General features: G+C 72.6%; 23 protein-coding genes. 4 read left to right on the forward strand and 19 right to left on the reverse strand.

Going from position 1 to position 24,987, the window contains the following annotated elements:
- Positions 1 to 171: 171 nt before the first annotated feature.
- The 10 genes from recO to hemW all read right to left on the reverse strand — a co-directional run bounded on the left by recO (position 172) and on the right by hemW (position 9,866).
- Positions 172 to 897, reverse strand: a complete 726-nt coding sequence (gene recO / locus CC117_RS01100) for a DNA repair protein RecO (protein ID WP_071082042.1) — start codon at positions 895 to 897, stop codon at positions 172 to 174.
- An 82-nt stretch (positions 898 to 979) separates the two neighbouring features.
- On the reverse strand, positions 980 to 1,897 hold the full coding sequence (era, locus tag CC117_RS01105) for a GTPase Era (RefSeq protein WP_071081824.1): 918 nt from the start codon (positions 1,895 to 1,897) through the stop codon (positions 980 to 982).
- Entirely contained in the window at positions 1,897 to 2,289 is a 393-nt protein-coding gene (locus CC117_RS01110) for a cytidine/deoxycytidylate deaminase family protein (RefSeq protein WP_071081825.1), read from the reverse strand. Before CC117_RS01110 ends, era begins: the two co-directional genes overlap by 1 nt.
- A gap of 4 nt (positions 2,290 to 2,293) precedes the next feature.
- Positions 2,294 to 3,682 (reverse strand): hemolysin family protein, encoded by a 1,389-nt coding sequence (locus tag CC117_RS01115; RefSeq protein WP_071081826.1) that lies wholly within the window; start codon positions 3,680 to 3,682, stop codon positions 2,294 to 2,296.
- Positions 3,683 to 3,697: 15 nt separating this feature from the next.
- Positions 3,698 to 4,177 (reverse strand): rRNA maturation RNase YbeY, encoded by a 480-nt coding sequence (gene ybeY, locus CC117_RS01120; protein WP_071081827.1) that lies wholly within the window; start codon positions 4,175 to 4,177, stop codon positions 3,698 to 3,700.
- A 22-nt stretch (positions 4,178 to 4,199) separates the two neighbouring features.
- Positions 4,200 to 5,234 carry a PhoH family protein gene (locus CC117_RS01125; RefSeq protein WP_071081828.1) on the reverse strand — a complete coding sequence of 345 codons (1,035 nt, stop codon included), beginning with the start codon at positions 5,232 to 5,234 and terminating at the stop codon, positions 4,200 to 4,202.
- Between the two features lie 200 nt (positions 5,235 to 5,434).
- The gene (locus CC117_RS01130; RefSeq protein ID WP_084131209.1) at positions 5,435 to 6,211 is read right to left on the reverse strand and encodes a 16S rRNA (uracil(1498)-N(3))-methyltransferase; all 777 of its coding nucleotides are present in this window, start codon (positions 6,209 to 6,211) and stop codon (positions 5,435 to 5,437) included.
- Complete coding sequence (gene dnaJ, locus CC117_RS01135) at positions 6,208 to 7,350, reverse strand: molecular chaperone DnaJ (RefSeq protein WP_071081829.1); 1,143 nt, start codon at positions 7,348 to 7,350, stop codon at positions 6,208 to 6,210. The genes CC117_RS01130 and dnaJ overlap by 4 nt, the downstream gene beginning before the upstream one ends.
- Positions 7,350 to 8,369, reverse strand: coding sequence for a heat-inducible transcriptional repressor HrcA (hrcA, locus tag CC117_RS01140; RefSeq protein WP_071081830.1), 1,020 nt, complete (start codon positions 8,367 to 8,369; stop codon positions 7,350 to 7,352). The genes dnaJ and hrcA overlap by 1 nt, the downstream gene beginning before the upstream one ends.
- Before the next feature lie 267 nt (positions 8,370 to 8,636).
- On the reverse strand, positions 8,637 to 9,866 hold the full coding sequence (hemW, locus tag CC117_RS01145; RefSeq protein ID WP_071081831.1) for a radical SAM family heme chaperone HemW: 1,230 nt from the start codon (positions 9,864 to 9,866) through the stop codon (positions 8,637 to 8,639).
- Positions 9,867 to 10,132: 266 nt separating this feature from the next.
- On the opposite strand from hemW, the gene CC117_RS35870 reads away from it, so the two are divergent.
- Positions 10,133 to 10,300: a hypothetical protein gene (locus tag CC117_RS35870; RefSeq protein ID WP_018640400.1), complete on the forward strand. Its 168-nt coding sequence runs from the start codon at positions 10,133 to 10,135 to the stop codon at positions 10,298 to 10,300.
- Positions 10,301 to 10,502: 202 nt separating this feature from the next.
- Here CC117_RS35870 and lepA read toward each other — a convergent pair whose 3' ends face one another.
- The gene (lepA, locus tag CC117_RS01155) at positions 10,503 to 12,362 is read right to left on the reverse strand and encodes a translation elongation factor 4 (protein WP_071081832.1); all 1,860 of its coding nucleotides are present in this window, start codon (positions 12,360 to 12,362) and stop codon (positions 10,503 to 10,505) included.
- Between the two features lie 268 nt (positions 12,363 to 12,630).
- Between lepA and rpsT the strand changes: the two genes are divergently transcribed.
- Positions 12,631 to 12,900, forward strand: coding sequence for a 30S ribosomal protein S20 (rpsT, locus tag CC117_RS01160; RefSeq protein ID WP_018640397.1), 270 nt, complete (start codon positions 12,631 to 12,633; stop codon positions 12,898 to 12,900).
- Between the two features lie 180 nt (positions 12,901 to 13,080).
- Here the strand turns inward: rpsT and CC117_RS01165 are convergent, their stop codons facing one another.
- The 4 genes from CC117_RS01165 to CC117_RS01180 are packed head-to-tail and all read right to left on the reverse strand — an operon-like array spanning position 13,081 to position 18,050.
- Positions 13,081 to 13,434 (reverse strand): single stranded DNA-binding domain-containing protein, encoded by a 354-nt coding sequence (locus CC117_RS01165; protein ID WP_071081833.1) that lies wholly within the window; start codon positions 13,432 to 13,434, stop codon positions 13,081 to 13,083.
- Positions 13,431 to 14,468 carry a DNA polymerase III subunit delta gene (gene holA / locus CC117_RS01170; RefSeq protein WP_071081834.1) on the reverse strand — a complete coding sequence of 346 codons (1,038 nt, stop codon included), beginning with the start codon at positions 14,466 to 14,468 and terminating at the stop codon, positions 13,431 to 13,433. The genes CC117_RS01165 and holA overlap by 4 nt, the downstream gene beginning before the upstream one ends.
- Before the next feature lies 1 nt (position 14,469).
- Positions 14,470 to 16,947, reverse strand: coding sequence for a ComEC/Rec2 family competence protein (locus tag CC117_RS01175; RefSeq protein ID WP_084131212.1), 2,478 nt, complete (start codon positions 16,945 to 16,947; stop codon positions 14,470 to 14,472).
- On the reverse strand, positions 16,947 to 18,050 hold the full coding sequence (locus CC117_RS01180; protein WP_241829720.1) for a ComEA family DNA-binding protein: 1,104 nt from the start codon (positions 18,048 to 18,050) through the stop codon (positions 16,947 to 16,949). The genes CC117_RS01175 and CC117_RS01180 overlap by 1 nt, the downstream gene beginning before the upstream one ends.
- Positions 18,051 to 18,312: 262 nt before the next feature.
- Here CC117_RS01180 and CC117_RS01185 point away from each other — a divergent pair, with 262 nt between their 5' ends.
- Positions 18,313 to 18,873, forward strand: a complete 561-nt coding sequence (locus CC117_RS01185) for a YceI family protein (protein WP_071082045.1) — start codon at positions 18,313 to 18,315, stop codon at positions 18,871 to 18,873.
- A gap of 99 nt (positions 18,874 to 18,972) precedes the next feature.
- On the opposite strand, the gene CC117_RS01190 is transcribed toward CC117_RS01185, so the two are convergent.
- The 3 genes from CC117_RS01190 to CC117_RS01200 form a co-directional block, all read right to left on the reverse strand.
- The gene (locus CC117_RS01190; protein WP_071081836.1) at positions 18,973 to 19,818 is read right to left on the reverse strand and encodes a transglutaminase family protein; all 846 of its coding nucleotides are present in this window, start codon (positions 19,816 to 19,818) and stop codon (positions 18,973 to 18,975) included.
- A gap of 73 nt (positions 19,819 to 19,891) precedes the next feature.
- Positions 19,892 to 20,836, reverse strand: coding sequence for an alpha-E domain-containing protein (locus CC117_RS01195; protein ID WP_071081837.1), 945 nt, complete (start codon positions 20,834 to 20,836; stop codon positions 19,892 to 19,894).
- Positions 20,830 to 22,467 (reverse strand): circularly permuted type 2 ATP-grasp protein, encoded by a 1,638-nt coding sequence (locus tag CC117_RS01200; RefSeq protein ID WP_071081838.1) that lies wholly within the window; start codon positions 22,465 to 22,467, stop codon positions 20,830 to 20,832. Before CC117_RS01200 ends, CC117_RS01195 begins: the two co-directional genes overlap by 7 nt.
- A 228-nt stretch (positions 22,468 to 22,695) precedes the next feature.
- Between CC117_RS01200 and rfbB the strand changes: the two genes are divergently transcribed.
- The gene (gene rfbB / locus CC117_RS01205) at positions 22,696 to 23,700 is read left to right on the forward strand and encodes a dTDP-glucose 4,6-dehydratase (protein ID WP_071081839.1); all 1,005 of its coding nucleotides are present in this window, start codon (positions 22,696 to 22,698) and stop codon (positions 23,698 to 23,700) included.
- Between the two features lie 86 nt (positions 23,701 to 23,786).
- On the opposite strand, the gene glgA is transcribed toward rfbB, so the two are convergent.
- Positions 23,787 to 24,959 (reverse strand): glycogen synthase, encoded by a 1,173-nt coding sequence (gene glgA, locus CC117_RS01210; protein ID WP_071081840.1) that lies wholly within the window; start codon positions 24,957 to 24,959, stop codon positions 23,787 to 23,789.
- Between the last annotated feature and the right edge of the window lie 28 nt (positions 24,960 to 24,987).

A 24,987-nucleotide genomic window follows, 5' to 3' on the forward strand; every position in this document is an offset into this window, starting at 1 on the left:
CGGGCCGGCGGTTCACCGACCGACCCCCGCCAGCCCGGGGACACCCGGACCACCGGTCTCGCAGCACACATCCCGTCCCGCTCCTCACCCGGTCCCCTCGCCCGCCACGCACGCCTGTGCCCGACCCGGGACACCGCCTCCGCGCCCTCCGGCCACACATGCCCGTGACCCTCACGTCCGTTCAAGATGCGGCAGGGCGCGCAGTGCCCGTTCGAGGTGCCACTGAAGGTAGGCGGCCACGACCCCCCCGGCCTCCCGGCGGGTACGGACGTCCGTCGCCTCCGCACCGTCCCAGTCGCCGTGAAGAAGGTCGGCCAGCAGCCGCACCGCGGCCGGAGACGTCGACGCCGCACCGCGCGGTCGACATTCCGGGCACACTACGCCGCCGCCCGGAACGGACAGCGAGTGGTGCGGTCCGGGCTCGCCACAGAGCGCGCATTCATCGAGGGCCATTCCGTATCCGGAAACCGTGAGTGAGCGCAGCAGGAACGCGTCCAGGACCAGGGACGGCGGCCGCTCACCGGACGCAAGCGTACGCAGGCCGCCGACGAGCAGCAGAAACAGCCTGAAGGCGGGCTGGCGCTCCTCGCTGGTCAGCCGCTCCGCGGTCTCGAGCATCACCGCCGCCGCCGTGTACCGCGCGTACTCCTGCGCGATCGTCGCGCCGTACGGAGCGAGGATGTCTGCCTGGGTGACCGTGTCCAGCGAGCGGCCCTCGTGCAGCTGCAGATCGACATAGGTACCCGGCTCCAGCCGCGCGCCGAAACGCGAGGACGTCTTCCGGACCCCCTTGGCCACCGCCCGGACCCGGCCGTTACGCCGGGTGAGCACGGTCACGATGCGGTCCGCCTCGGCGAAGGGCGCCGTCCGCAGGACGACGCCCTCATCGCGATACACCGGCACGTTCCCATGGTTACATGCCTGCCCGGACGGCCTGGCGGGCCGCCTTCCGTCTCCGGTGCGCGGCGCGCCGACGCCTTCAGAAACCGAGCCGGCGAAGCTGCTTCGGGTCCCGCTGCCAGTCCTTGGCCACCTTGACGTGGAGGTCGAGGTAGATGGGCGTGCCCAGCAGCGCCTCGATCTGGGTGCGGGCCCGGGTGCCGACGTCGCGCAGCCGGGACCCACCGGCGCCGATGATGATCGCCTTCTGGCTGGGCCGCTCGACGAAGACGTTGACATGCACGTCGAGCAGCGGTCGGTCCGCCGGGCGGTCCTCCCGCTGGATCATCTCCTCGACCACGACGGCCAGCGAGTGCGGCAGCTCGTCCCGCACGCCCTCCAGCGCCGCCTCACGGACCAGCTCGGCGACCATGACCTGCTCCGGCTCGTCGGTCAGCTCGCCCTCCGGGTAGAGCCGAGGGCCCTCCGGCAGCCGGGCGACGAGGACGTCGGCGAGTGTGCCGACCTGGAACGACGACACCGCGCTCACCGGCACGATCTCGGCGAAGTCCCCGAGCCCGGTGACCTCGAGCAGCCGGGCGCCCACCCGGTCCGGGTCGCCGACCTTGTCGACCTTGGTGAGGATCGCGACCACCGGGGTGCGCCGGGCCAGCCGGCCCAGCTCCTCGGCGATGAAACGGTCCCCGCGCCCGAGCGGCTCGTCCGCCGGCATACAGAAGCCGATCACGTCGACCTCGGACAGCGTCGCGCGGACGACGTCGTTGAGCCGCTGCCCGAGCAGCGTGCGCGGGCGGTGCAGACCCGGGGTGTCGACCAGGATGAGCTGGGCGTCCGGCCGGTGGATGATGCCGCGGATGGCGTGCCGGGTCGTCTGGGGACGTCCCGAGGTGATCGCCACCTTTGTTCCCACCAGGGCGTTCGTCAGCGTGGACTTGCCCGCGTTGGGACGCCCGACGAGGCAGGCGAAGCCCGAGCGGAAGTCGGTCGCCAGGTCCACTAGCTCGACACCCGATCGCGCGCGACGCCGTCCGGGCCGGCGAGGAACACGGGCACACCCGCACCGAACTCGGCGAGCACCGCCAGGTCGTCGGCACCGATCTCGGCGGAGTCGGTCACCACCGCGACGGCCTCGAAGCGCCGGGCGCCGCTGGACGCCGCCGCCACCACCGCGGCCCGCAGTGCCGACGTCGCGAGCTCGGGCCGGGCGTGCGCGACGGTGGCGGCGGCGTAGGTCCGGCCGTCGGTGTCGCGCACCGCGGCGCCCTCCGCACGCTGCCCGGCCGGTGTGTAGGCGCGCAGCCGTGCGGCGCGGGCCAGCACCACCAGCTTGGTGTCCTCCGCCTCCAGGACGAGCCCGGCCGGGCCGGGAGGGGGGGTCGACGACGTCACGATGTCACCTCTCTGCTTGGGGATCCCGGGCGGTGGCGCCGGGTTTCTCGCCCGCGCCGGCCGGTTCCCCGGTACTGCCGGTGGCCGGCCGATCCGCGCCGTCCCCGCTGCCGTCCTGGCCGCGGGTGGAGGGGGAAAGCCGCTGGACCACGACGGTGCCGATCTGGTTGCGCCGACCGGCGGCCCGCTCGGCGGACAGCCGCAGCCCGGCGATGTCGGCGGTGGCGCCGGGGATGGGCACCCGGCCGAGCACCGTCGCGAGCAGGCCGCCGACCGTCTCGACGTCGTGGGCCTCGGGCACCTCGTCGACGCCGAACAGCTCGGCGAGATCGTCGACGTCGAGGCGGGCCGTGACCCGGGCGGTGTTCTTGTCGAGCCACTCGACCGGCGGCGCGGCGCTGTCGTACTCGTCGGTGATCTCACCGACGATCTCCTCGAGGATGTCCTCGATGGTCACCAGACCGGCGGTGCCGCCGTACTCGTCGATGACGACCGCCATGTGGGTGCGGGAGGCCTGCATCTCGCGCAGCAGGTCGTCGGCGGGCTTGCTCTCCGGGACGAGGGCCGGCGCCCGCATGATCTGCGCGACCCGGCTGTCCTCGGGGCCCTCGCGCTCCCAGCCGACCATGTCCTTGAGGAAGGCGATCCCGACGACGTCGTCCACGTTCTCGCCGATCACCGGGATGCGGGAGAAGCCGCTGCGCAGAGCGAGCGAGATCGCCTGCCGCACCGTCTTGTCGGACTCGATGAAGACCATGTCGGGGCGCGGCACCATGACCTCGCGGACGAGGGTGTCGCCAAGCTCGAACACCGACGCGATCATGTCGCGCTCCGCCGGCTCGATGACGTCGTTCTCCTCGGCGAGGTCGACGAGGTCCCGCAGCTCCGCCTCGGAGGCGAACGGGCCGTCGCGGTAGCCCGGGCCCGGCGTGACGGCGTTGCCGAACGCGATGAGCAGGCGCGGCAGCGGCCCGAAGATCTTCGCCAGCCGGATGGTGAGCCCCGCGGTCGCCAGTGACACCGCCGGGGCATGCTGCCGGCCGAGGGTCCGGAACATCACCCCGACCAGGATGTAGGCGACGAGGGTGGACACCAGCGCGCCGAGCCCGACGGCGGCGAAACCCGCCCCGTAGGCGTGCACGGCCAGCACGGTGATGCACGCGGCAGCCGCCATCTCGCCGACGATCCGCAGTAACAGCAGCAGGGCGAGGAAGCGCCCGGGGTCGGCGACGACCCGGGCGAGGTTCGCGGCACCCGCCTTGCCGGCCCGGGCGAACTCGTCGACGCTGACCCGGGAGACCCGGGTCAGGGCCGCGTCGACCGCGCCGAGCCCCGCCGCGGCGAGTGCGGCGACGGCGGCGATGAAGACGAGCAGGAGATCACCGGATGCCATGACGGACCGGGCCCCTCAGGAGGTGGCGGCGCCGGCCGCGGTGTCCCAGGAGGCCAGCAGGCTGTTCTGGAGCTTCCACATCTCCCGTTCCTCCTCCGGCTCGGCGTGGTCGTAGCCGAGCAGGTGCAGGATGCCGTGCGTGCACAGGACATGCAGCTCGCGCTCCATGTCGTGACCGGCCCCCGCGGCCTGCCGGCGGGCCACCTCCGGACACAGGACGACGTCGCCGAGCAGGGTGGTCGGGTCCTCCTCCACCGACTCCGACCAGGACGRCTCGAACGCCTCGTCCTGGGGGAAGGCCAGCACGTCCGTCGGCCCCTCCTCCCCCATGTACCGGACATGCAGGTCGGTCATCGCGTCGATCTCGACGAGCATCACCGACAGCTCCGCCAGCGGGTTGACCTTCATCGTGTCGAGGACGAACCTGGCGAGCGCGGCCAGCCTGACCTCGTCGAAGTCCGTCACGCCCGACTCGTTGGCGACGAAGACCGCCATCAGACGTCCCCTCCCGCGGCGCTCACCGGCGCTCCCGGCGGGTGGCCCGGGCCGGCCGGGTCTCGGCGGGGGTCGGGCTCGCGGCGTCCCAGCGCGCGTAGGCGTCGACGATGTCGCTCACCAGCCGATGACGGACGACGTCCGTGCTGGTCAGCGCCGCGAAGTGCACGTCACCCACGCCGTCGAGGATCTCGCGGACCACCCGCAGGCCGCTGTGCGTGCCGGAGGGCAGGTCGACCTGCGTGATGTCACCCGTGACGACGATCTTCGAGCCGAAGCCGAGCCTGGTCAGGAACATCTTCATCTGTTCCGGCGAGGTGTTCTGTGCCTCGTCGAGAATGATGAACGCGTCGTTGAGCGTGCGGCCGCGCATGTAGGCCAGCGGCGCGACCTCGATCGTCCCGCTCTGCATGAGGCGCGGGATGGAATCCGGGTCGATCATGTCGTGCAGCGCGTCGTAGAGCGGACGCAGGTAGGGATCGATCTTCTCGAACAGCGTGCCCGGCAGGAAGCCGAGGCGCTCCCCGGCCTCCACTGCCGGCCGGGTGAGGATGATCCTGTTGACCTTCTTCGACTGCAGTGCCTGGACGGCCTTGGCCATCRCCAGATAGGTCTTGCCGGTGCCCGCCGGACCGATCCMGAACACGATGGTGTGCTGGTCGATCGCGTCGACGTAGCGCTTCTGGTTCAGCGTCTTCGGCCGGATCGTCCGGCCACGGTTGGACACGATGTTGAGGGTGAGCACCTCGGCGGGCCGCTCCCCCTCGCCGCTGCGCAGCATCGCCACCGAGTGGTCGACATGCTGCGGGCTCAGCTCGGTTCCGGCGTCCAGCAGCGCGACGAGCTCGGAGAACAACTTGGCGGCGAGCGCGTTCTCCGCCCGATCACCGGTGATCGTGATCTCGTTGCCCCGCACGTGGATGTCGGACGAGAAGGCCTTCTCGATCACGCGCAGCAGCTGGTCCTGATGGCCGAGCAGGCTCACCATGCTGTGCGGGCCGGGGACGACGATGCGCGTGGTGACCCGGGAGTCGGGGGGGGGTTCGGATTCGGGCATGTGTACGGCCGCGCGGGCCGGCGTACCTCTCACTTCAGGACTGGGACGAAGGTCGCCCTCAGACGACGGCGGGGCCCACAGGCGCACTACACCGTGGTGCTCACGACGTCATGGTGGTGCTGTCACATGGTGGTGCCGGTACTCACATGGTGGTGCTGTCACATGGTGGTGCTGGTACATGGCGCTGGTGACAACCCAGTCTATCCGGCCAGGCGGCCGATGTCGGCGAGTACCAGCGCGGCCGCCACGACACCCGCGGTGGACGTCCGCAGCACCGTCGGGCCGAGCCGGCCGGCGATGGCACCGTTGCCCGTGARCGCGGCGAGCTCGTCGTCCGCGACCCCGCCCTCCGGCCCGACGACCAGCAGGATCTCCCGCGGCTCGCCCTCGCGCCCCTGCTCCCGCATATCTTCCTGCTCGCGCACCGGCACGGCGAGGCCGGCCAACGGCGTCGACGCCGTCTCATGCAGGACGACGGTGAGCGCGGAGCGTCGGGCACGCTCGGCGAGCTGCCGGGTCGTCACGAGCCCACCGACCTCCGGCCAGCTGAGCCGGCGGGACTGCTTCGCGGCCTCCCGCGCCGTGCGGCTCCACCGGGCCCGCGACCGTTCACCGCGCTCGCCGTCCCAGCGGACCACGCATCGAGACGCCGCCCACGGCACGATCTCGTCGACGCCGACCTCGGTCATCATCTCGACCGCCAGCTCGCCGCGGTCACCCTTGGCGAGCGCCTGCGCCACGACCAGCCGCGGCGACGGGAGGCCGACCGACCTGCGGCGCAGGACGATGCATTCCAGCTCGTCGCGGCCGACCGACCGGACCTCGCACTCCAGCGCCGTACCAGCACCGTCGGTCACGTCCAGGCGCTCACCGGCCCGCAGCCGCCGCACAGTGGCCGCATGTCGGCCCTCCGGGCCGCCGAGCACGAAGACCTCGGCCGGCGGCAACGGATCCAGGTGGAAGACCGGCGCGGTCAGCGGCTACGCCGCCCGCTGCGGCGCCGGGAGAACAGACCCGAACCACCGGAGGCACCGCCCACCACCGCCGGGGTCTCCTCCTCGCGCAGCTTCGCCAGCTCGCGCAGCAGCCGTTCCTGCTCCGTGTCCAGCTTCGTCGGCGTCTCGACGACGATGTGGATGTGCAGGTGGCCACGGCCGACGGCGCGCAGGTGCGGCACGCCGCGCCCGGCGAGCCTGATCACCTCGCCCGGCTGGGTACCCGGCTTCACCGTGATCGTCTCGGAGCCGTCGAGGGTCTCCAGCGTCGCCATCGTGCCCAGCGCCGCTGCGGTCATCGGCAGCCGCAGATCGCAGTGCAGGTCGTCACCCTCCCGGGTGAAGACGGCGTGCTGCCGCTCGGAGACCTCGACGTACAGGTCCCCGGGCGGGCCGCCGCCCGGGCCGACCTCGCCCTCGCCGGACAGCCGGATGCGCATGCCGTCCTCGACCCCCGAGGGGATCTTCACGGTCAGCGTGCGGCGCTTGCGGACCCGGCCGTCGCCGGAGCAGTCCCGGCAGGGGTGCTCGATGACCGTGCCGGTGCCGGAGCACCGCGGACACGGCCGCGAGGTCACCATCTGCCCGAGGAACGAGCGGGTCACCTGCTGGACCTCACCACGGCCGTGGCAGGTCGAGCAGGTGGACGGCTGCGTGCCTGGCGCCGCGCCCGCCCCGGAGCAGGTCGCGCACACCACCGCGGTGTCGACCGTGATGTCCCGCGTCGCGCCGAAGGCGGTCTCGGCCAGGTCGAGCTCCAGCCGGAGCAGCGCGTCGTTGCCGCGCCGGACCCGCGAGCGCGGCCCGCGGCTCGCGCCACCGCCGAAGAAGGCGTCCATGATGTCGCCGAGGCCACCGAAGCCCGCCCCGAACGGCGAGCCGGCGCCGGCCGCGCCACCACCGGGCGCGAGCGGGTCACCGCCGAGGTCGACGATCTGACGCTTCTCGGGGTCCGAAAGGACCTCGTAGGCGTTCGTCACGTTCCTGAACCGCTGCTGCGCCTCCGGATCGGGATTGACGTCCGGATGCAGCTCGCGGGCCAGCTTGCGGTAGGCCCGCTTGATCTCGTCACCGGTGGCGTCACGCCGCACACCGAGTGTCGCGTAATAGTCCACTGCCATCAGTCGGCACCCAAGAGTTCACCCACGTACTTGGCGACGGCCCGCACGGCCGCCATCGTTCCCGGATAGTCCATCCGCATCGGGCCGACGACTCCCATCCCGCCCAGTGCAGCCGGGCCGAGACCGTACCCGGTGGCGACGACGGAAGTCGATCGCAGGGCGTCGACGTCCGTCTCGCGCCCGATGCGCACCGTCACAGTACCGGTCTCCCGGGCCGAACCGATCAGTTTGAGGAGCACGACCTGCTCCTCCAGTGCTTCCAGGATGAACCGCAGCGAATCGGCGAAGTCCACCGAGGCACGGGTGAGGTTCGCCGTGCCCGCGAGCGCGACCCGCTCCTCCTGGCGCTCCAGCAGCGCCTCCAGCACGACCGTCGTCAGCGTCGTCAGGTGCGGCCGCAGGTCGGGCCGTGCCGAGTCGGGCAGGTCGGCCGCGGCCTCGGTGGCGTCGGCCATCCGCCGGCCCCGCAGCGACCCGTTGAGCAGGCCCCGCAGCTCCCCCACGACCCCGTCGTCGACCGGGGTGGGGATCTCCACCACCCGCTGCTCGACTCGGCCGGTGTCCGTGATGAGGACGAGGAGCAGGCGGTTCGGGTTCAGCGTGACGATCTCGATGTGGCGCACGCTGCTCGAGGACAGCGAGGGGTACTGCACCACCGCCACCTGCCGGGTGAGCTGGGCGAGCAGCCGCACCGACCGGCGCACCACGTCGTCGAGGTCGACCGCGCCCTCCAGGAAGCTCTGGATGGCCCGGCGCTCGGCGCGTGACAGCGGCTTGACGCCGGACAGCCTGTCCACGAAAAGGCGGTAGCCCTTGTCCGTGGGGATGCGGCCGGCGCTGGTGTGTGGCTGCGTGATGTAGCCCTCTTCCTCCAGCGCGGACATGTCGTTACGCACCGTGGCGGGCGACACCCCGAGGGCATGCCGCTCGGCGAGCATCTTGGACCCCACCGGCTCGTTGCTGAGCACGAAGTCCTCGACGATCGCCCGCAGGACCTCCAGGCGCCGTTCTTCAAGCACGTGACCACACCCCCTTCGCCGGTTCCGTCAGCCAGGCGGGGCTGGCGACGCGTACCGGGCCGGTCACCCCGCCCTGGCACTCTGCCACCGTGAGTGCCAAGTGTAGCTTCCTACCCTGGTCGTGGCAGCCATCGTGAGCAGACAGGCCTTCCGGCCACGGCGCACCCGCCGCCGCGGGCACGATCCCGACCAGCCCCCGACCAGCACACGGCCGGTCGGGCGGGCGGTTGCTGGTCAGGAGCTGGTCGCCGGGCGGGCAGCAGAGCGTCAGTCGGGCAGCAGAGCGCGGACCACGGTGTCGGTCAGCAGCCGGCCGCGCCGGGTGAGCGCCACCCGGCCCGCCGCCAGCTCCGGTCCGGCGACGAGGCCGTCCGCGGCCAGCTCGTGCGCGGCCGCCACCCCGCGCTCGCACAGGGCGTCCACCGCGAGCCCCTCGACCAGCCGGACCCCGAGCATCACCCGCTCGACCCGCCGCGCCGCGGCGTCCAGGACCTCCCGGGCGGCAGCCGGGCTGCGTCCCGCGCCGACCCTCGTCGCGTACTCGGTCGGATGGCGGACGTTCCACCACCGGACCCCGCCGACATGGCTGTGCGCGCCCGGCCCCAGGCCCCACCAGTCGTCGCCGCGCCAGTAGCCCAGGTTGTGCCGGCACCACGAGGACGCGTCCCGTGACCAGTTGCTGATCTCGTAGTTGAGCAGCCCGGCGGCGGCGAGGGTCTCGTCCGCCTGGAGGTAGCGGTCGGCCAGCAGGTCGTCGTCCGGCTCCAGGAGCTCGCCACGGCRCACCCGGCGGGAGAGCTTCGTCCCCTCCTCGACCGTCAGCGAGTAGGCGCTGACGTGGTCCGGCTCGAGCTCGATCACCGTGCTCAGGCTGGCCGCCCAGTCGGACTCGGACTCGCCTGGCGCACCGTAGATCAGGTCGAGGCTCAGCTGGTCGAACCCGGCCCGACGGGCCCAGCCCACGACCTCCGGGACCCGCCCGGGAGTGTGCTGGCGATCCAGCGCGGCGAGCACGTGTGGACGGGAGCTCTGCATGCCCAGCGAGATGCGGGTGAACCCGCTCGCCCGCAGATGCTCCAGCGCGGGCAGGTCGACGGACTCCGGATTCGCCTCGGTGGTGACCTCCGCGTCGGCGGCCAGCCCGAAGGTGTCGTCCAGGATCCGCAGCACCTTCGCCAGGTCGGCGGCCGGGAGCAGGGTCGGGGTGCCGCCGCCGACGAAGACGGTCGACACGGGCAGTTCACGCTCACCCAGCACAGCCCGGGCGAGGCGGGCCTCGGTCGCGATCGAGTCGACGAAGGAGGCGGCCCCGCCCTGACCACCCGCGCCGAGCTCGGCCGGGGTGTAGGTGTTGAAGTCRCAGTACCCGCAGCGGGCCGCGCAGTACGGGACGTGCACGTACACGCCGAACGTCCGGGTGCCGACGCCGGCGAGCGCGGCGTCGGGGAGCGCGCCGTCGACGGGCGCCGGCGCCCCTTCGAGAGGCTTGGATGGCATGACCCCAGTGTGCTCCCAACGAGTGCCGAGACCGCAACGCTCTGTTTGTCAACTGGTCTCATAGGTCTCATCCGGGCGGTACCGGACTACGTCTGGACCAGTATCAGACAAGGTGCGCCGCGCGCCGCCCGAATGYGCCATCCGAGGCACCGACGGACACCACCCCGGGCCGGGACCCCCGCGTTTGCGGTTCGTTGACAATCGTAGGGCCAAACCATGGGCAATTGGTCATGGATCAGTCGAGGTGGGTACGAAATGATCCAGGTATGCAGGAGGAGCTCACCAGCGGAGTCGTGACCATCGAGGAACTGCTGCCGCCACGAACCACCGAGTACCGGTCGGGATCCGTCCTGGCCCTCGGCTTCGCCCAGGCAGAACCGGTCACCGAACCGATCCGTATCCCCCGGATGAACCCGGCACCTGATTCCGCCTGACCGCGGCCGTCACCCCGTCCGAGAAACCGGCGCACGAGAGAACGGTGCGCCCACCCCGACCCCGATCCCCCGGCATGCACGCCGGCCCGGCCAGGCCGCAGGGAGCTGCCCCAGGTCCGGACCGGTGTGCCGGGGGCACGGGGCCGGCCAGGCGCTGCCCGGCCAGCGCGCCCGTGAAGCGGGCCCGCCGCGGGCTCCGGCCTCAGCGGCCGGTCTTCGGCGCCGGCGTCTTCGGGCTCTCCGTCGTCGACAGTGCCGCGATGAAGGCCTCCTGCGGGACCTCGACCCGCCCGATGGTCTTCATCCGCTTCTTGCCCTCCTTCTGCTTCTCCAGCAGCTTCCGCTTCCGGCTGATGTCACCGCCGTAGCACTTGGCGAGCACGTCCTTGCGGATGGCCCGGATGTTCTCGCGCGCGATGATCCGGCTGCCGATCGCCGCCTGGATCGGCACCTCGAACTGCTGGCGGGGAATCAGCTCACGCAGTTTCGAGGTCATCGCGACGCCGTAGCTGTAGGCCTTCTCCCGGTGCACGATCGCCGAGAACGCGTCGACCGCCTCGCCCTGCAGGAGGATGTCCACCTTGACGAGGTCCGCCGCCTGCTCCCCCGCAGGGTCGTAGTCGAGGCTGGCGTATCCGCGGGTGCGCGATTTCAGGGCGTCGAAGAAGTCGAAGATGATCTCCCCGAGCGGGAGCGTGTACTTCAGCTCGACCCGGTCCGTGGAGATGTAGTCCATGCCCTTGAGCACGCCGCGACGTCCCTGACACAGCTCCATCACCGCGCCGACGAAGTCGGTCGGCAGCAGGAGCATCGCATCCACCACCGGCTCGTACACCTCGGCGATCTTGCCGCCCGGCCAGTCGCTCGGATTGGTCACCGTGACCTCCGAGGCGTCCTCCATGACCACCCGGTAGACCACGTTCGGCGCGGTGGAGATGAGCGTGAGGTCGAACTCCCGCTCCAGCCGCTCCCGGACGATCTCCAGGTGCAGCAGGCCGAGGAAGCCACAGCGGAAGCCGAACCCCAGTGCCGCCGACGTCTCCGGCTCGAAGGTGAGCGCGGCGTCGTTGAGCTGCAGCTTGTCCAGTGCCTCACGCAGGGCCGGGTACTCGCTGCCGTCCAGCGGATACAGACCCGAGTAGACCATCGGCCGCGGGTCCCGGTACCCGCCGAGCATCTCGGTCGCGGGCCTGCGCGCGGACGTCATCGTGTCCCCGACGCGGGCCTGTCGGACGTCCTTCACGCCGGGGATGACGTAGCCGACCTCGCCCGCGGACAGCGACCCGGTCGGCCGCGGGTCCGGCGAGATGACGCCTACCTCCAGAGTCTCGTGGCTGGCGCCGGTCGACATCATCAGGCAGCGGTCGCGGGTCGTCAGCGTCCCGTCGACAACCCGGACGTAGGTGATCACACCGCGGTAGATGTCGTACACGCTGTCGAAGATCATGGCGCGCGGCGGGCCGGCCGGGTCGCCGCCCGGCGGCGGGATGCGGCGGACGATCTCGTTGAGCAGCTCCGGTACACCCTGCCCGGTCTTGCCGGAGACCTTCAGGACGTCGCCCGGGTCGCAGCCGATGATCGACGCGATCTCCTCGGCGACCTTCTCGGGCTGCGCCGCCGGAAGGTCGATCTTGTTCAGGACCGGGATGATCGTGAGGTCGTTCTCGATTGCGAGGTAGAGGTTGGCCAGCGTCTGCGCCTCGATGCCCTGGGCGGCGTCGACCAGCAGGACCGCACCCTCACAGGCCGCGAGCGAACGGCTCACCTCGTAGGTGAAGTCCACGTGACCGGGGGTGTCGATGAGGTGCAGGATGTAGTCGCGGTCGTCGTCGGCCTTCCAGGGCAGCCGGACGTTCTGCGCCTTGATCGTGATACCGCGCTCGCGCTCGATGTCCATCCGGTCGAGGTACTGCGCGCGCATGTTGCGGGCCTCGACCACACCGGTCACACCGAGCATGCGGTCGGCGAGGGTGGACTTGCCGTGGTCGATGTGGGCGATGATGCAGAAGTTGCGGATCGACGCCGGGTCGACGGTGGTTGCCTCGGTCGGAGCTTCGGACACGCGGGCTGGTCTCGTTTCGCTGCTCGTCGGTCTGTCGGGCACTCGGGCCGGTCGCCGCCACGTGCGTACGTACGGGCTCGCGTCCTCCCATCGTGCCAGGCCTCCATCGTGCCAGGCACACGGTGGCCCGCCCGCGTGGCCGCGCCCGGGTGCGGCAGCCCACGGGCGCGGGTTTGATAATGTCAGTGCTGCTTCGCCGTGAGCCCTGGTCGGGGCGGACGGCGCATCCTCCGAACCATCCCGACTCGACACCCAGAGGTTCTCCCGCGTGGCCAACATCAAGTCGCAGATCAAGCGCAACCTCACCAACGAGAAGCGACGGCTGCGCAACAAGGCTGTGAAGTCCGAGCTGAAGACGCACGTCCGTCGCTTCCGTGACGCCGTCGACGCCGGTGACGCCGAGCGCGCCGAGAGCGCGTTCCGTATCGCCGCCAAGAAGCTGGACAAGGCCGCCAGCAAGGGCGTGATCCACCCGAACCAGGCCGCGAACCGCAAGTCCGCGATGGCGAAGGCGAACGCGGGCATCGGCGCTTCCTGACCCGCAGCAGGCGGCCACCGCCCTGCGGCGGGCCCGGGGCCTCTGCCCCATCCCACAGGACCGGAACTCCTGATCGACGGAGTTCCGGTCCTGGGCGTTTCCACTCGGGACTCGCCGGAATCACCGGCGGCATCAGACGGGCTTCAGACGGCGGGTTCAGGCAGCGGCGGGTTCAGGCAGTCAGTGCCCTGGCCCCGACTCCCGGTCTACCGGGTCCGCCAGCGTGCGTTCGAGGACCTCGGCGTAGGCCGTGAGCGCCGCGACCACGAGCGGGAGCACGCCCAGGACCCAGGCACTGGCCAGGTCGCCCATCGCGACCACGAGAGTCACCAGCGCCGTGACGGTGGCGAGGGCGCCGCGCATCCACCCGGCCGGCAGTACCCGCAGGCCGAAGACTCCACCGGGCGGGATCTGGTCATCGTGCACCGGGCGGGAACCGCCGGCCCCGGCGCTGCGGCCGCGTTGCGGGCCGTCGCCGGGCTCTCCGCGCGCGGGCCCCGCCGCACCGTGGTGCCCGCCGGGGGAATCGCTCATCGCCCTCGTCCTCCCCTGCCGGCGAACTCGGCACTGCCGCGGTCCTGGGCGCCGCCCGACCGGCCCCGGGCCCCTGCGACCTCCTGGAGCAGCCGCTCCAAAGCGTAGCCGGCGTTGACGGCCGCGCCCTTGACTCCCGCGTCCGCGACCGCGACGGCGCGGATCGCCCGCGCAAGTCCGGCATCGGACCAGCCCCGCGCCGAACGCTGGGCCCGCTCGACCTTCCAGTCCGGCATTCCGAGGGCCTTCGCGATGTCCCACTTGGACCCGCCGCCCACGGAGGAGACCCGGGCCAGGTCGCGCAGACCGCCGGCAATGGCACTCGTGACGAGGACCGGCGCCGTCCCGCCCTCGAGGGCCTGGCGGAGCAGGGCCAGTGCTGCGGCGAGGTCGCCGGAGATGACGGCGTCCGCCACGGCGAAACCGCTGGTCTCGGCCCGCCCGCGGTGATAGCGCGCCACCGCGGGCTCGTCGATGACGCCGGCCGTGTCCGCGACCAGCTGGTCGCAGACCGCCGCGATCTCCCGCAGGTCACCGCCCACGGCGTCGAGCAGCGCGCGGACCGCGTCCTCCGTCGCCTTTCCGCCGAGCCGGCGGATCTCGGCGACCGCGAAGTCATGCCGGTCCCGCGGGCGCGTGATTCTGGCCGCGGAGACCACCCGGGCGCCGGCCTTCTTCATCGCGTCGACCAGCTTGCGGTTCTTCACCACGCCGCTGTGGACCACGACAAGGACCACGTCGTCGAGGGGGTGCTCGACGTAGGCCAGCAACGCGTCCCGGAGGTCCTCAGGAAGGTCCGCCGCGCCCCGGACCACCAGCACCCGGCCGCCGCCGAACATCGAGCTGGCACCGAGGTCGATCATGTCGGCGTCGGTCAGCTCACCGGGCGCGCGGTCGACGATCTCGACCTCGGGGTCGCGGGCCCGGGCGGCGTCGCGCACCTCCCGTACGGCGCGCGCGACCAGCAGGTCCTCGTCGCCGCTCACGACGACGAGCGGCGGCGGCGCGGCTGGGGACGGCACGTGGATCAGCATGTCACGCCCGCGCCTCGGCCTCACGCGCACCGGGCCGGCGTGCCACCACGGCAAGCCGGCCCGGCGCCGCGCGGACGACCGCCACCGCCCCGTGCAGGTCGGTGCGGGCCACCATCACACCGGCCGCGCGCAGCCTCGCGATGGTTCCCGGCGCCGGGTGGCCGTAGGTGTTGCCCGTGCCGACGCTGATGACAGCGACCGCCGCCGTGGTCGCGGTGAGGAAGTCGTCGGTCTGCTCCTCGGCGCCGTGGTGCGCGACCTTCAGCACGTCCACCGCGACCGTGCCGTGGTGCGCCAGCTGACGCTGCTCGGGGAGCTCGGCGTCGCCGGTGAGCAGCATGGTGACCCCCGCGACCTCGGCGAACAGGACGAGGCTGGCGTTGTTCGGGTCACTGGCCGTCCCGCGCAGCACCCGCTCCGGCCCGAGCACCCGCCAACGCACATCCCCGGTCGAGCCGGCCGAGCCGGCCAGGACGGTCCGCACCGGCACCCCGGCGGCCTGCGCGCCGCGCTGGACGGCGGCCCACTGCTGCGCCGGTTCGGGCAGGGGGCTCACCACCAGCTCCCCCACCGGAACCCGGCCCAGCACTCCGGTCAGGCCCCCCGCGTGGTCGGCGTGCAGGTGGCTGAGGATCAGCACCGGTACCCGCCGGATCCCCAGGCCCTTCAGGCAGGCCGCGACCAGCTCCGGGTCGGGGCCGACATCGACCACGACCGCGGAGCCGGGCCCGGCCCGCAGGACGAGCGCGTCGCCCTGCCCGACGTCGCAGGCCACCAGCCGCCAGCCGGGCGGCGGCCAGCCGTCCAGCCGCGGCAGCAGGAACAGGCGGGCGACCAGGAGGCCGACCACGATGGCCGCGAGCAGCCGACGGGTCGCCGGCCGCCGCGCCATCGTGACGGTGAGCACGACCACGACCAGAGCGAGGGCCGCGCCGACAGGCCCCGCGGGCCAGCCGACCGTCGCGCCCGGAATGCCGGCCGCCCGGTCGGCGACCACGACCAGCCACCGACAGGGCAGCGCCGCCAGGCGCGCGACCGGCTCCGCGGTGGGCGGATGCACCGCGGCCAGGCCCATCGTGAGCAGGCCGAGGACCGTGGCCGGCGCCACCGCCGGGGCTGCGGCCACGTTCGCGGGAATGGCGATCAGGCTGACACCGCCGCCGAGCCAGGCCAGGACTGGCGTGCAGGCGAACTGTGCAGCGGCCGCGACGGCCACGGCCTCGCCGACCCGGCCGGTGGCCGCGCGCAACCGCCGGGAGGCATCCGGCCAGCGGGCTCCCGTCCGCCGTTCCAGGGCCTCGCCCCACCCTGGCCCCCACACCACCATGCCGACGGTGGCGAGCACTGACAGCGCGAAGCCCGCCGACAGCGCGAAGGTCGGGTCGGCCGCGATGACCGCGAGGACGGCGCCGGCGAGCGCGGCCAGCACCGCGCGGGGCCGACCCAGCGCCAGCGCGGCAAGGCCGACGAGCCCCATCGCCCCCGCCCGCACCACGCTCGCGGACGGACGCGCCAGAATCACGAAGGCGGCCAGCGCGACCGCGCCGGCAAGCGCCCGGGAGCGCGGACCGAGCCGCGTGCGCCCGAGCATGACCAGCACCGCGCCGGTGGCGATCGCAAGATTCGCGCCGGAGACAGCTGTCAGATGACTCATCCCGGCCGTGCGGAAGTCGTCCTTCAGCCCTGGGTCGAGCTCCGAGGTGTCACCGACGACGAGCGCCGGGAGCAGGCCACCCGCGGGCTGCGGGACCACCGCCGCGGCCGCGTGCAGCCGGGCCCGCAGCCAGCCGGCGGCGCGCTGGGCGGCGGGCGGGCGCCCGCGGGGCCGGGGCGGTGCCCGGGCGAACAGGACCGCGGAGATCGTGTCTCCCGGCCTGGGCCTCGCCAGCGTGGCACGGACGTCCAGCCGCTGGCCCGGCAGGTAACGCACCAGGTCCGCCGAGGGGCCGACCAGCAGCACCGGGACGGAGCTGCGCAGTCTCCGGCCGGGGCCGGTCACCGCTTCCAGGCGCGCGCTGGCGGTTGCCGGCGGCGCACCGCGGGCCGGGCCGGTTGCGCCGGTTCGCGGTGGGGAGGGCTTCGGGTCGTCGGTGAGGACGACAATGGCCTCGACCGTCCGCTGGGCCCGCGCCAGCTCGGCAAGGGGGCCGGTGGTGCGGGCGCGACCGGCGAGACCTCCGACGAGCAGGCCGGCGGCGAGGAAGGCCAGGGCGACGCAGGTCGCCAGACCGGGCCCGCCGAGCCCGCGGTGCCCGGTCGCCCGGCGCTGCGCGCCGAGGAGCACCGCGGGCACGCAGCAGGCGAGGGCGGCGCCGGCGCATCCCAGCAGCACCGGGCCGGGGACCCAGCGCCCGGCCAGTGCCGCGGCGCCCCAGAACACGGCCGCCGGGACAGCCAGTCGAAGGTCCGCGCGGCCGCGGCGGGCGCCCCGTTCGTCGGCGGGCAGACCGAGGCCGGCCTCCATCACGACAGCGACCATCAGACCCGCACCAGCGGGAGGAGATCCGCCAGACGGCGGTCACCGACGCCGGTCACTTCACCCAGCTGGTCAGGCGACGTGAACGGACCGTTCTCGGATCGCCAGTCGATGATCCGCTGCGCGAGTACCGGGCCGACACCGGGCAGGTCGTCCAGCTGTGCGGCGGTGGCGGTGTTGAGGTCCAACGGCTGCCCGCCGGCGCCGCCCGGCTCTCCCGACACCGCGGCCCTCGGGGCGGGGTCGGCACCCGCCCCGAGGGGTGGTGGGGCGGGGCCTGGCCGCCCGTCGACGAGGATCTGTTCGCCGTCGGTGAGGACCCGGGCCAGTGCGATCCCGCTCGTGTCGGTGCCCGGCAGCGGACCTCCGGCGCGGGTGAGGGCGTCGACGACTCTGGCGCCGGCGGGCAGCCGCACCACCCCGGGCCGCACGACGCGACCGGCGACGTCGACGACGACCTCGCTCCCGGCGGTCGGCTCCGCTCGCTCCGATCCCGTCTCCGGGCCGGCCGAGCCGGCCACTCCCCCGGCACCTGCCACCTCCGGCGGCACCGTTGCCCGCGTACCCGGGGTTGCCCCGAGCGCGCCGGCAGAACCTGCGCCGGGCACGCCCTCGGCACCGGATCGAGCCGGTACAACCGAACCCAGGGATACCGGACGGTTACGCCAGGTCATCCAGCCGGCTGCAGCCGCCGCGAGGACAGCGACTACGACGAGGACCAGGGCTGCTCGCACGGTAGGTGCCAGGACCGCGTCACGCAGCGTGGGTGGAAGGCGTTCGGATCCGCGCCACCGCGGCCGCCTCGGGCTCCGGGAGGAGCCGGTCGGGCCGTCGGCCGGGTCGTCGGCCGGGTCGGGGCGCACCCGACCGGCGTCACCGGCGAACTCGTCAAGCCAGTCGTCGATCTGGTCAGGCTCGTCGACACCGCCACCGACGTCACCTCCGTAGGCACCATGGCCAGCCCGCTCTTCAGACCTGTGGCCATCCCGGGCTTCGAGCCCGGGCCCGGGCCCGACGTCACCGAACTCGCCGTACCGGATCCGAGGCCCGCCCGGACGCTCGTGCGGCGGCGGCGGAGCCCAGGATCGTGCCAGGGGTTCGGTCACGGGATCGCTCGCCTCAGGGAGCTGCTGGTCCGACCGCGGCAGGCGTCTGTCCATGCACGCAACGTAGGCAGCGTCGAGACGAACCGGACGCCTCGGCGGCTCGCTGTGGACAACCGAATCTCGTCCACAGCGGGGAATGAGCCGGCCGCAGGTTTGGTTGACCGCGCAAGTAACCTACCTCTGGCAGTCGGATCCGACCGCCGCCCGGCACCACGGCGGGCCGGCGCCGGACATCCCTGAACAGGCCTCGAAGGAGATCACCATGAGTGCTGCAGTCAGCGACCTGACCGAGCTCACCGGTACCTGGGCCCTCGACCCCGCGCACACCCGCATCGGCTTCGCCGCCCGTCACGCGATGGTCACGACGGTGCGGGGGCAGTTCACCGGCGTGCAGGGGACCCTCGAGCTCGACGGCGCGAACCCGACCGCCTCCAGCGCGAGCGTCACCATCGACACGACGACGTTCGACAGCGGCGTGGCCGACCGGGACGCGCACGTGAAGTCCCCTGACCTGCTGGACGTCGCGCAGTTCCCGACCATCACCTTCACCAGCACCGGTGCGAAGGCCAGCGGTGACGACAGCTATGTCCTGACCGGGGATCTCACCATCCGCGGCGTGACCCGCCCGGTGGAGATCGCCATCACCTTCGAGGGCTCCTCGAAGGACCCGTTCGGCAACGTCCGCGCCGGCTTCACCGGGACGACGAGCATCAGCCGCAAGGACTTCGGCATCTCCTTCAACGCCGTGCTCGAGACCGGCGGCGTGCTCATCAGCGACAAGGTCAAGATCGAGCTGGACGTCTCGGCCATCAAGGCCGTCTGACGGCGGCAACACCCGACCCGTCGGCACCGACCGACGGTGCGTGCCGTGCTCCGACCTGGCTCCCGGAGCACGGCGCGCCGCCCTCGGTGTGAGCGGCGCTCAGCCGAGCCGGGTGACGGCGACGGTGACCCCGAGTGAGGTCGATGTGCCTCCCGAGTACACGCCCAGCATGGGCGGCACGTCGCCGTAGTCGCGTCCGCGGGCGACGACGACGTGCGGCTCCCCGGTCGGGATCCCGTTGGTGGGGTCGAAACCCAGCCAGGTRCCGAGCCAGCCCTCCACCCACGCATGGCTCTGCCCGCTGACCGTCTCGCCGACCTCGGCGTCCGCCGACGGGTGCAGGTAGCCGGAGACGTACCGGGCGGGCATGCCGGCGGCCCGCATCAGCACGAGCGCCAGATGGGCGAAGTCCTGGCAGACCCCGACGCCCTGTTCCCAGGCCTCGACGGCCGATGTCCGCACCTCGGTCGTCCCGGGCCGGTAACTCAGCTTCTCGCGCACCCAGTCGCCAACCGCCGGGAGGAAGTCCGCCGGGCTGTTCGCCGCCGCGAGTTCCAGCGCCGCCGCGCGCAGCTCCGGATGCTCCGGGGTGGAGACGGTGGGCCTGACGAACTCGACGAAGCGGTCCGCAAGGCTGTCGTCGGTGAGCTGATCCCAGCTCGGGACGTCCGCCGGGCGCGGCGGGGCAGCCGCTGTCTGCACGACCGAGCGCCCGGTGACGACCAGCTCGGTGTGCGGGGTGTGCAGGTCGAACGCGGTGACCTGGGTCCCCCAGTAGTCCCAGTACCGGTAGGTCGAGGCGGCCGGCTCGGTGCGGACGGTGGCCTCCAGGGTGAGCTGTGACTCCCCCGTCTGGGGGATGATGCGCGCCTCGTTGTAGGAGGAGACCACCGGGCTGGCGTACCGGTAGCCCGTCGAGTGCTCGATGCGGATCTGCCAGCTCATGGTGCGCCTGCCTCCTCGTCGTCTCCGGTGCCGGTTGTCGCGGCGCTGGTTGTCACGGCGCCGTCGATGGCGGTCAGGCGGGCACCTCGCTTGCCCAGGTGTGCGGGCTCTCCCGGGCGAAGTAGCGGGCGGTGACGGCCGCGCTGACCGCCGAGCAGGTCCGCTGCAGCGCCACGAGCAGGTCGGGCATCTGGGCGGCCAGCTCGTCGATGCCGCGGAACTCCAGCTCCGTCCGCGCCCGGCCGACGGTGCGGCGGGCCGCGTCGTCCACGGTCGAGCGGGCCAGGCCCCGCCCGGAGTCGAGCTCGGCGAGGATCTGCTCGGCGAGTGCGAGCGACCAGTAGACCGATCGTGGGAACAGGCGGTCCAGCAGGAGGAACTCGGAGACCCGGGCGGCGTCCACCGCCCGCCGGTAGGTCCTCAGGTACGCCTCGTGCGCACCGCAGGAGCGCAGCAGACTGACCCAGCTCTGGGAGTTCGGGTCGTCGCTGATGCTGGACGACAGCAGCCGCGCGGTCATGTCGACCCGTTCGAGGCTGCGCCCGAGGACCAGGAACCGCCATCCGTCGTCGCGCGCCAGGGTGGCGTCGACCAGCCCGGCAAGCATCGCCGTACGCTCCCGCACGTAGCGGAAGTAGACGTGCGGGCCCATCCGGCGGGCGAGCTCCTCGGTGTGCGGGAGCTCGTTCCAGGTGGCGTTCAGGCACTCCCAGACATCGCTGGAGACCACGACACGGGCACCGCGCGCGTTCTCGCGGGCGGCGGAGAGCGACCCGCGGATGCTGGACGAATTCGTCGCCTCGTAGGCGAGCACCTCGGTGACGTACCGGGCGTTCGCGGGCTCGGAGCGGTCGACGACCCCCATCACCGCGAGCAGCTCGGCGCCGGCGGACGTCTCGTCCAGGGCGGGGTCCTCAAGCACCCGGTGCACATGGACGTCGAGGATGCGCGCGGTGCTCTCGGCCCGCTCGGCGTAACGGCCGATCCAGAACAGCGACTCGGCGATGCGGCTCAGCACCGGCCCGCCTCCCGTCCGGACTGCTGCTCCTGCTGCTGCTGCTGCTGCTGCTGGGATTGTTGTTGCTGCTCGGACTGCTGTTGCTGCTGCTCGTCCGAGGAGTGCGGGCCGAGATCGGGGCCGGGGGCGACCGACGGCGCAGGTCCGGAGCGGCGGCCGAACGGCGTCGCACCCTCCCGCTCCTGCAGGTCGGGGGCGAGGACCCAGGTGTCCTTGGAACCGCCGCCCTGGCTGGAGTTCACGACCAGGCTGCCACGCGGCAGGGCGACCCGGGTGAGCCCGCCCGGCAGCACCCAGATCCGGTTGCCGTCGTTGACCGCGAAGGGCCGCAGGTCGACGTGGCGGGGGCCGAGCCGGTCGCCGGCGAGGGTCGGGGAGGTGGAGAGGCGGACCACCGGCTGGGCGATCCAGCCGCGCGGGTCGGCGAGGACGCGGGCACACAGCTCGTCCAGCTCGGCCGCCGTCGCCTGCGGGCCGATGACGATTCCCTTGCCGCCCGATCCGTCCACCGGTTTGACGACCAGGCTGTCCAGGTTGGCCAGGACGTGCGCGCGCTGTTCGGGGTCCTCCAGCCGGTAGGTGTCGATGTTGCGCAGCACCGGCTCCTCCCCGAGGTAGTACCGGATGAGGTCGGGGACGTAGGTGTACATCAGCTTGTCGTCGGCCACGCCGTTGCCGACGGCGTTCGCGATCGTCACGTTGCCGGCCCGGGCGACGTTGAGCAGCCCGGCGCAGCCGACCACCGACTCCGGCCGGAAGTGCAGCGGGTCGAGCCACTCGTCGTCGATACGCCGGTAGATCACGTGCACCGGGTGCTCACCCTCGGTGGTGCGCATGGTGACCCGGTTGTTGCGGACCGACAGGTCGCGGCCCTCCACCAGCTCCACGCCCATCTGGCGGGCAAGCAGCGCGTGCTCGAAGTAGGCGGAGTTGTAGACGCCGGGGGTCAGGACGACGACCGTGGGGTCGGCCACCTCGGGCGGCGCCGCCGAGCGCAGCGCGTGCAGCAGGTGGGTCGCGTAGTCGCCGACCGGCCGTACCCGGTGGGTCGCGAACAGCTCGGGGAAGACCCGGGTCATCGCCCGCCGGTTCTCGACGACATAGCTGACCCCGGACGGGACGCGGACGTTGTCCTCCAGCACCCGGAAGTCGCCGTTCTCGTCCCGCACCAGGTCGATGCCGCTGACGTGGGCCCGGACCCCGTTCGGCGGGTCGATGCCGTGCGCGGCGCGGTGGAAGTGGGAGCACGAGAGCACCAGCCGGCGCGGCACGATGCCGTCGGCGAGGACGTCGGCACGCCCGTAGACGTCCGCCAGGAACGCCTCCAGCGCCCGCACCCGCTGCACGACGCCGCGCTCGATGACGTTCCACTCGTCGCCGTCGAGCAGTCGCGGCACCAGGTCGAGCGGGAACGGACGCTCCTCGCCGAACAGGTTGAAGGTGATCCCGGCATCCCGAAAGGCACGGTCCAGGGCCACCTTGCGCGCGGCGAGGTCGGCGCTGCTCAACGGCTGGAGCGCGTCATGGAGGGCGGAGTACACATCCCGGGGGCGGTGGGCCGGGTCGAAGACCTCGTCCCACGCGGCCGCCGCAGCGACCTCCGCCGCATACCCCTCGAACAGGTCGGCCACGCGCTGGAGCGTAGGGGCTCGGTGTTACTTCCGCATGACGTCACCGTGGGAGGCGGGGGCCTCACCAACAGCCCCGCGCCCGGACACCGCGGAACGACACCGGACGACACCAGGCGACACCGGACGACGTCGACTCGCCGCCCTCGCCCACGGACCGCACACGCGTAGGCGATTATGTAGGGGCGACCGATGCGACGACGCACCGCATGACGCACCGAAAGGCGAACGATGACGACTCTGCTGGTGACCGGAGCCGCCGGATTCATCGGATCCAACTTCGTCCGGTACTGGCTGGGCACGCACCCCGGCGACCGGCTGGTCGCGCTCGACGCGCTGACCTACGCGGGCTGCCGCGAGAACCTCGTCGACGTCCAGAGCGGCATCACGTTCGTCCACGGCGACATCCGCGACCGCGAGCTCATCGAGGGCCTGCTGCGCGAGCACCGAGTGGACATCGTGGTCAACTTCGCCGCGGAGTCCCACAACAGCCTGGCGATCATCCGCCCGGGCGACTTCTTCTCCACCAACGTCATGGGCACCCAGAACCTGCTGGAGGCAGCCCGCACCGTCGGTGTCGCCCGGTTCCACCAGATCTCCACCTGCGAGGTCTACGGGGACATGGCCCTCGACGACCCGGGCGCCTTCACCGAGGACTCGCCCTACCTGCCGCGGACGCCCTACAACGCCGCCAAGGCCGGTTCGGACCACGCCGTGCGCTCCTACGGGTACACCTACGGCCTGCCGATCACGATCACCAACTGCTCGAACAACTACGGGCCGTTCCAGTTCCCGGAGAAGGTCATCCCGCTGTTCGTCACCCGTGCGCTGCAGGGCGAGTCACTGCCGCTCTACGCGTCGACGAAGAACCGGCGCGAATGGCTGCACGTCGTCGACCACTGCCGGGCCATCGAGGCCGTTCTGGAGCGGGGCACGGTCGGCGAGACCTACCACGTGGGCAGCGGTATCGAGGCCGACATCGAGACCATCGCGGACCTGATCCTCAGCGAGCTGGGCCTGCCGGCGTCACTCAAGACGATCGTGCCCGACCGGCCCTCRCACGACCGCCGCTACCTGCTCGACTCCGGCAAGCTGCGGACGGCGCTGGGCTGGGAGCCGCGGATCAGCTTCGCGGACGGCATGAAGGCGACCATCGCCTGGTACCGCGACAACGAGGCCTGGTGGCGGCCGCTGCTCGGGCGCTCGCCGGTCTCGGAGACCGCCTGGCAGGGCTAGAGCTAGGAAGCCCGACGCACCCTGGTCTGGCTCGCCCGTCCGACTCGCCCTGCCCGGCCTCACGCGGCCAGGCAGGGCGGGCGGGGTCAGGCGCGTCCGTCCACCAGGTGGTTGTAGAGGCGCGCGGTGCTCTCGGCCACGGCCGGCCAGCCGAACGCGGCGACGGCGCGCTCCCGGCCGGCCCGCCCCATCCGGGCGGCCCGCGCCGGGTCGGCCAGAAGCTCGTTGACGGCCGCCGCCAGTGCCGCCGGGTCGTCCGGCGGGACGAGCAGGCCGGTCTCGCCGTGCGCCACCACCTCCGGGATCCCGCCGACCCGGGAGGCGACCACCGCGGTACCGCAGGCCATCGCCTCCAGGTTCACGATGCCCAGCGGCTCGTACACCGACGGGCACACGAACACCGCCGCGTGCGTCAGCAGCTGGATGACCTCCGGCTTGGCCAGCATTCCGGACAGCCAGACCACCCCGTCGCGGCTGTCGCGCAGGCCGTTCACTCCGGCGGTGACCTCGGCGTGCAGCTCCTCGGTGTCCGGCGCCCCCGCGCACAGCACGAGCTGGGCGGACGGGTCGAGGTCGGCGGCCGCCCGCAGCAGCACCGGCAGCCCCTTCTGCCGGGTGATCCGCCCGACGAAGACCACGGACGGCCGGTCCGGGTCCACGCCGTGGCGTTCGAGGACGTCCGTCCGCGGGTCCGGGGCGTACTCGTCGGTGTCGATGCCGTTGCGGATGACGTGGACGCGCCCGGGGTCTACCTGCGGGTAGGCGTCCAGGATGTCGGCGCGCATCCCGTCGCTGACCGCCACCACCGCCGCCGCCGAGCTGATCGCGACCTGCTCGGCCCAGGACGACAGGCGGTAGCCGCCGCCGAGCTGCTCGGCCTTCCAGGGCCGCCGCGGCTCCAGCGAGTGCGCGGTCATCACGTGTGGGATGCCCTCGACGAGGGCGGTCAGGTGCCCCGCGAGGTTGGTGTACCAGGTGTGGGAGTGCACCACGTCGGCGCCGCCGGAGGTGTTGACCGCCGCCGCCATCGACAGGTCCATCGAGGCGATCCGCAGGGCGTCGTTGGCGCCGTCGAGCGCGGGCCAGGGCCGGTGCCCGACCACCACGGGCGGCACGGCGGCGGGCGGGCGTGGCTCGCCCTCGCAGTGGACGGTGAGCTCGACCAGCCGGGCCAGCTCGCGTGCGAGGTACTCGACATGCACGCCGGCGCCGCCGTAGACGTCCGGTGGGAACTCCCGTGTGAGCAGCGCGACGCGCATCCGTCTCTCGATCCTCCCCCTGGTTGCC

This window comes from Parafrankia colletiae, from assembly GCF_001854655.1.
GTDB classification, from domain to species: domain Bacteria; phylum Actinomycetota; class Actinomycetes; order Frankiales; family Frankiaceae; genus Parafrankia; species Parafrankia colletiae.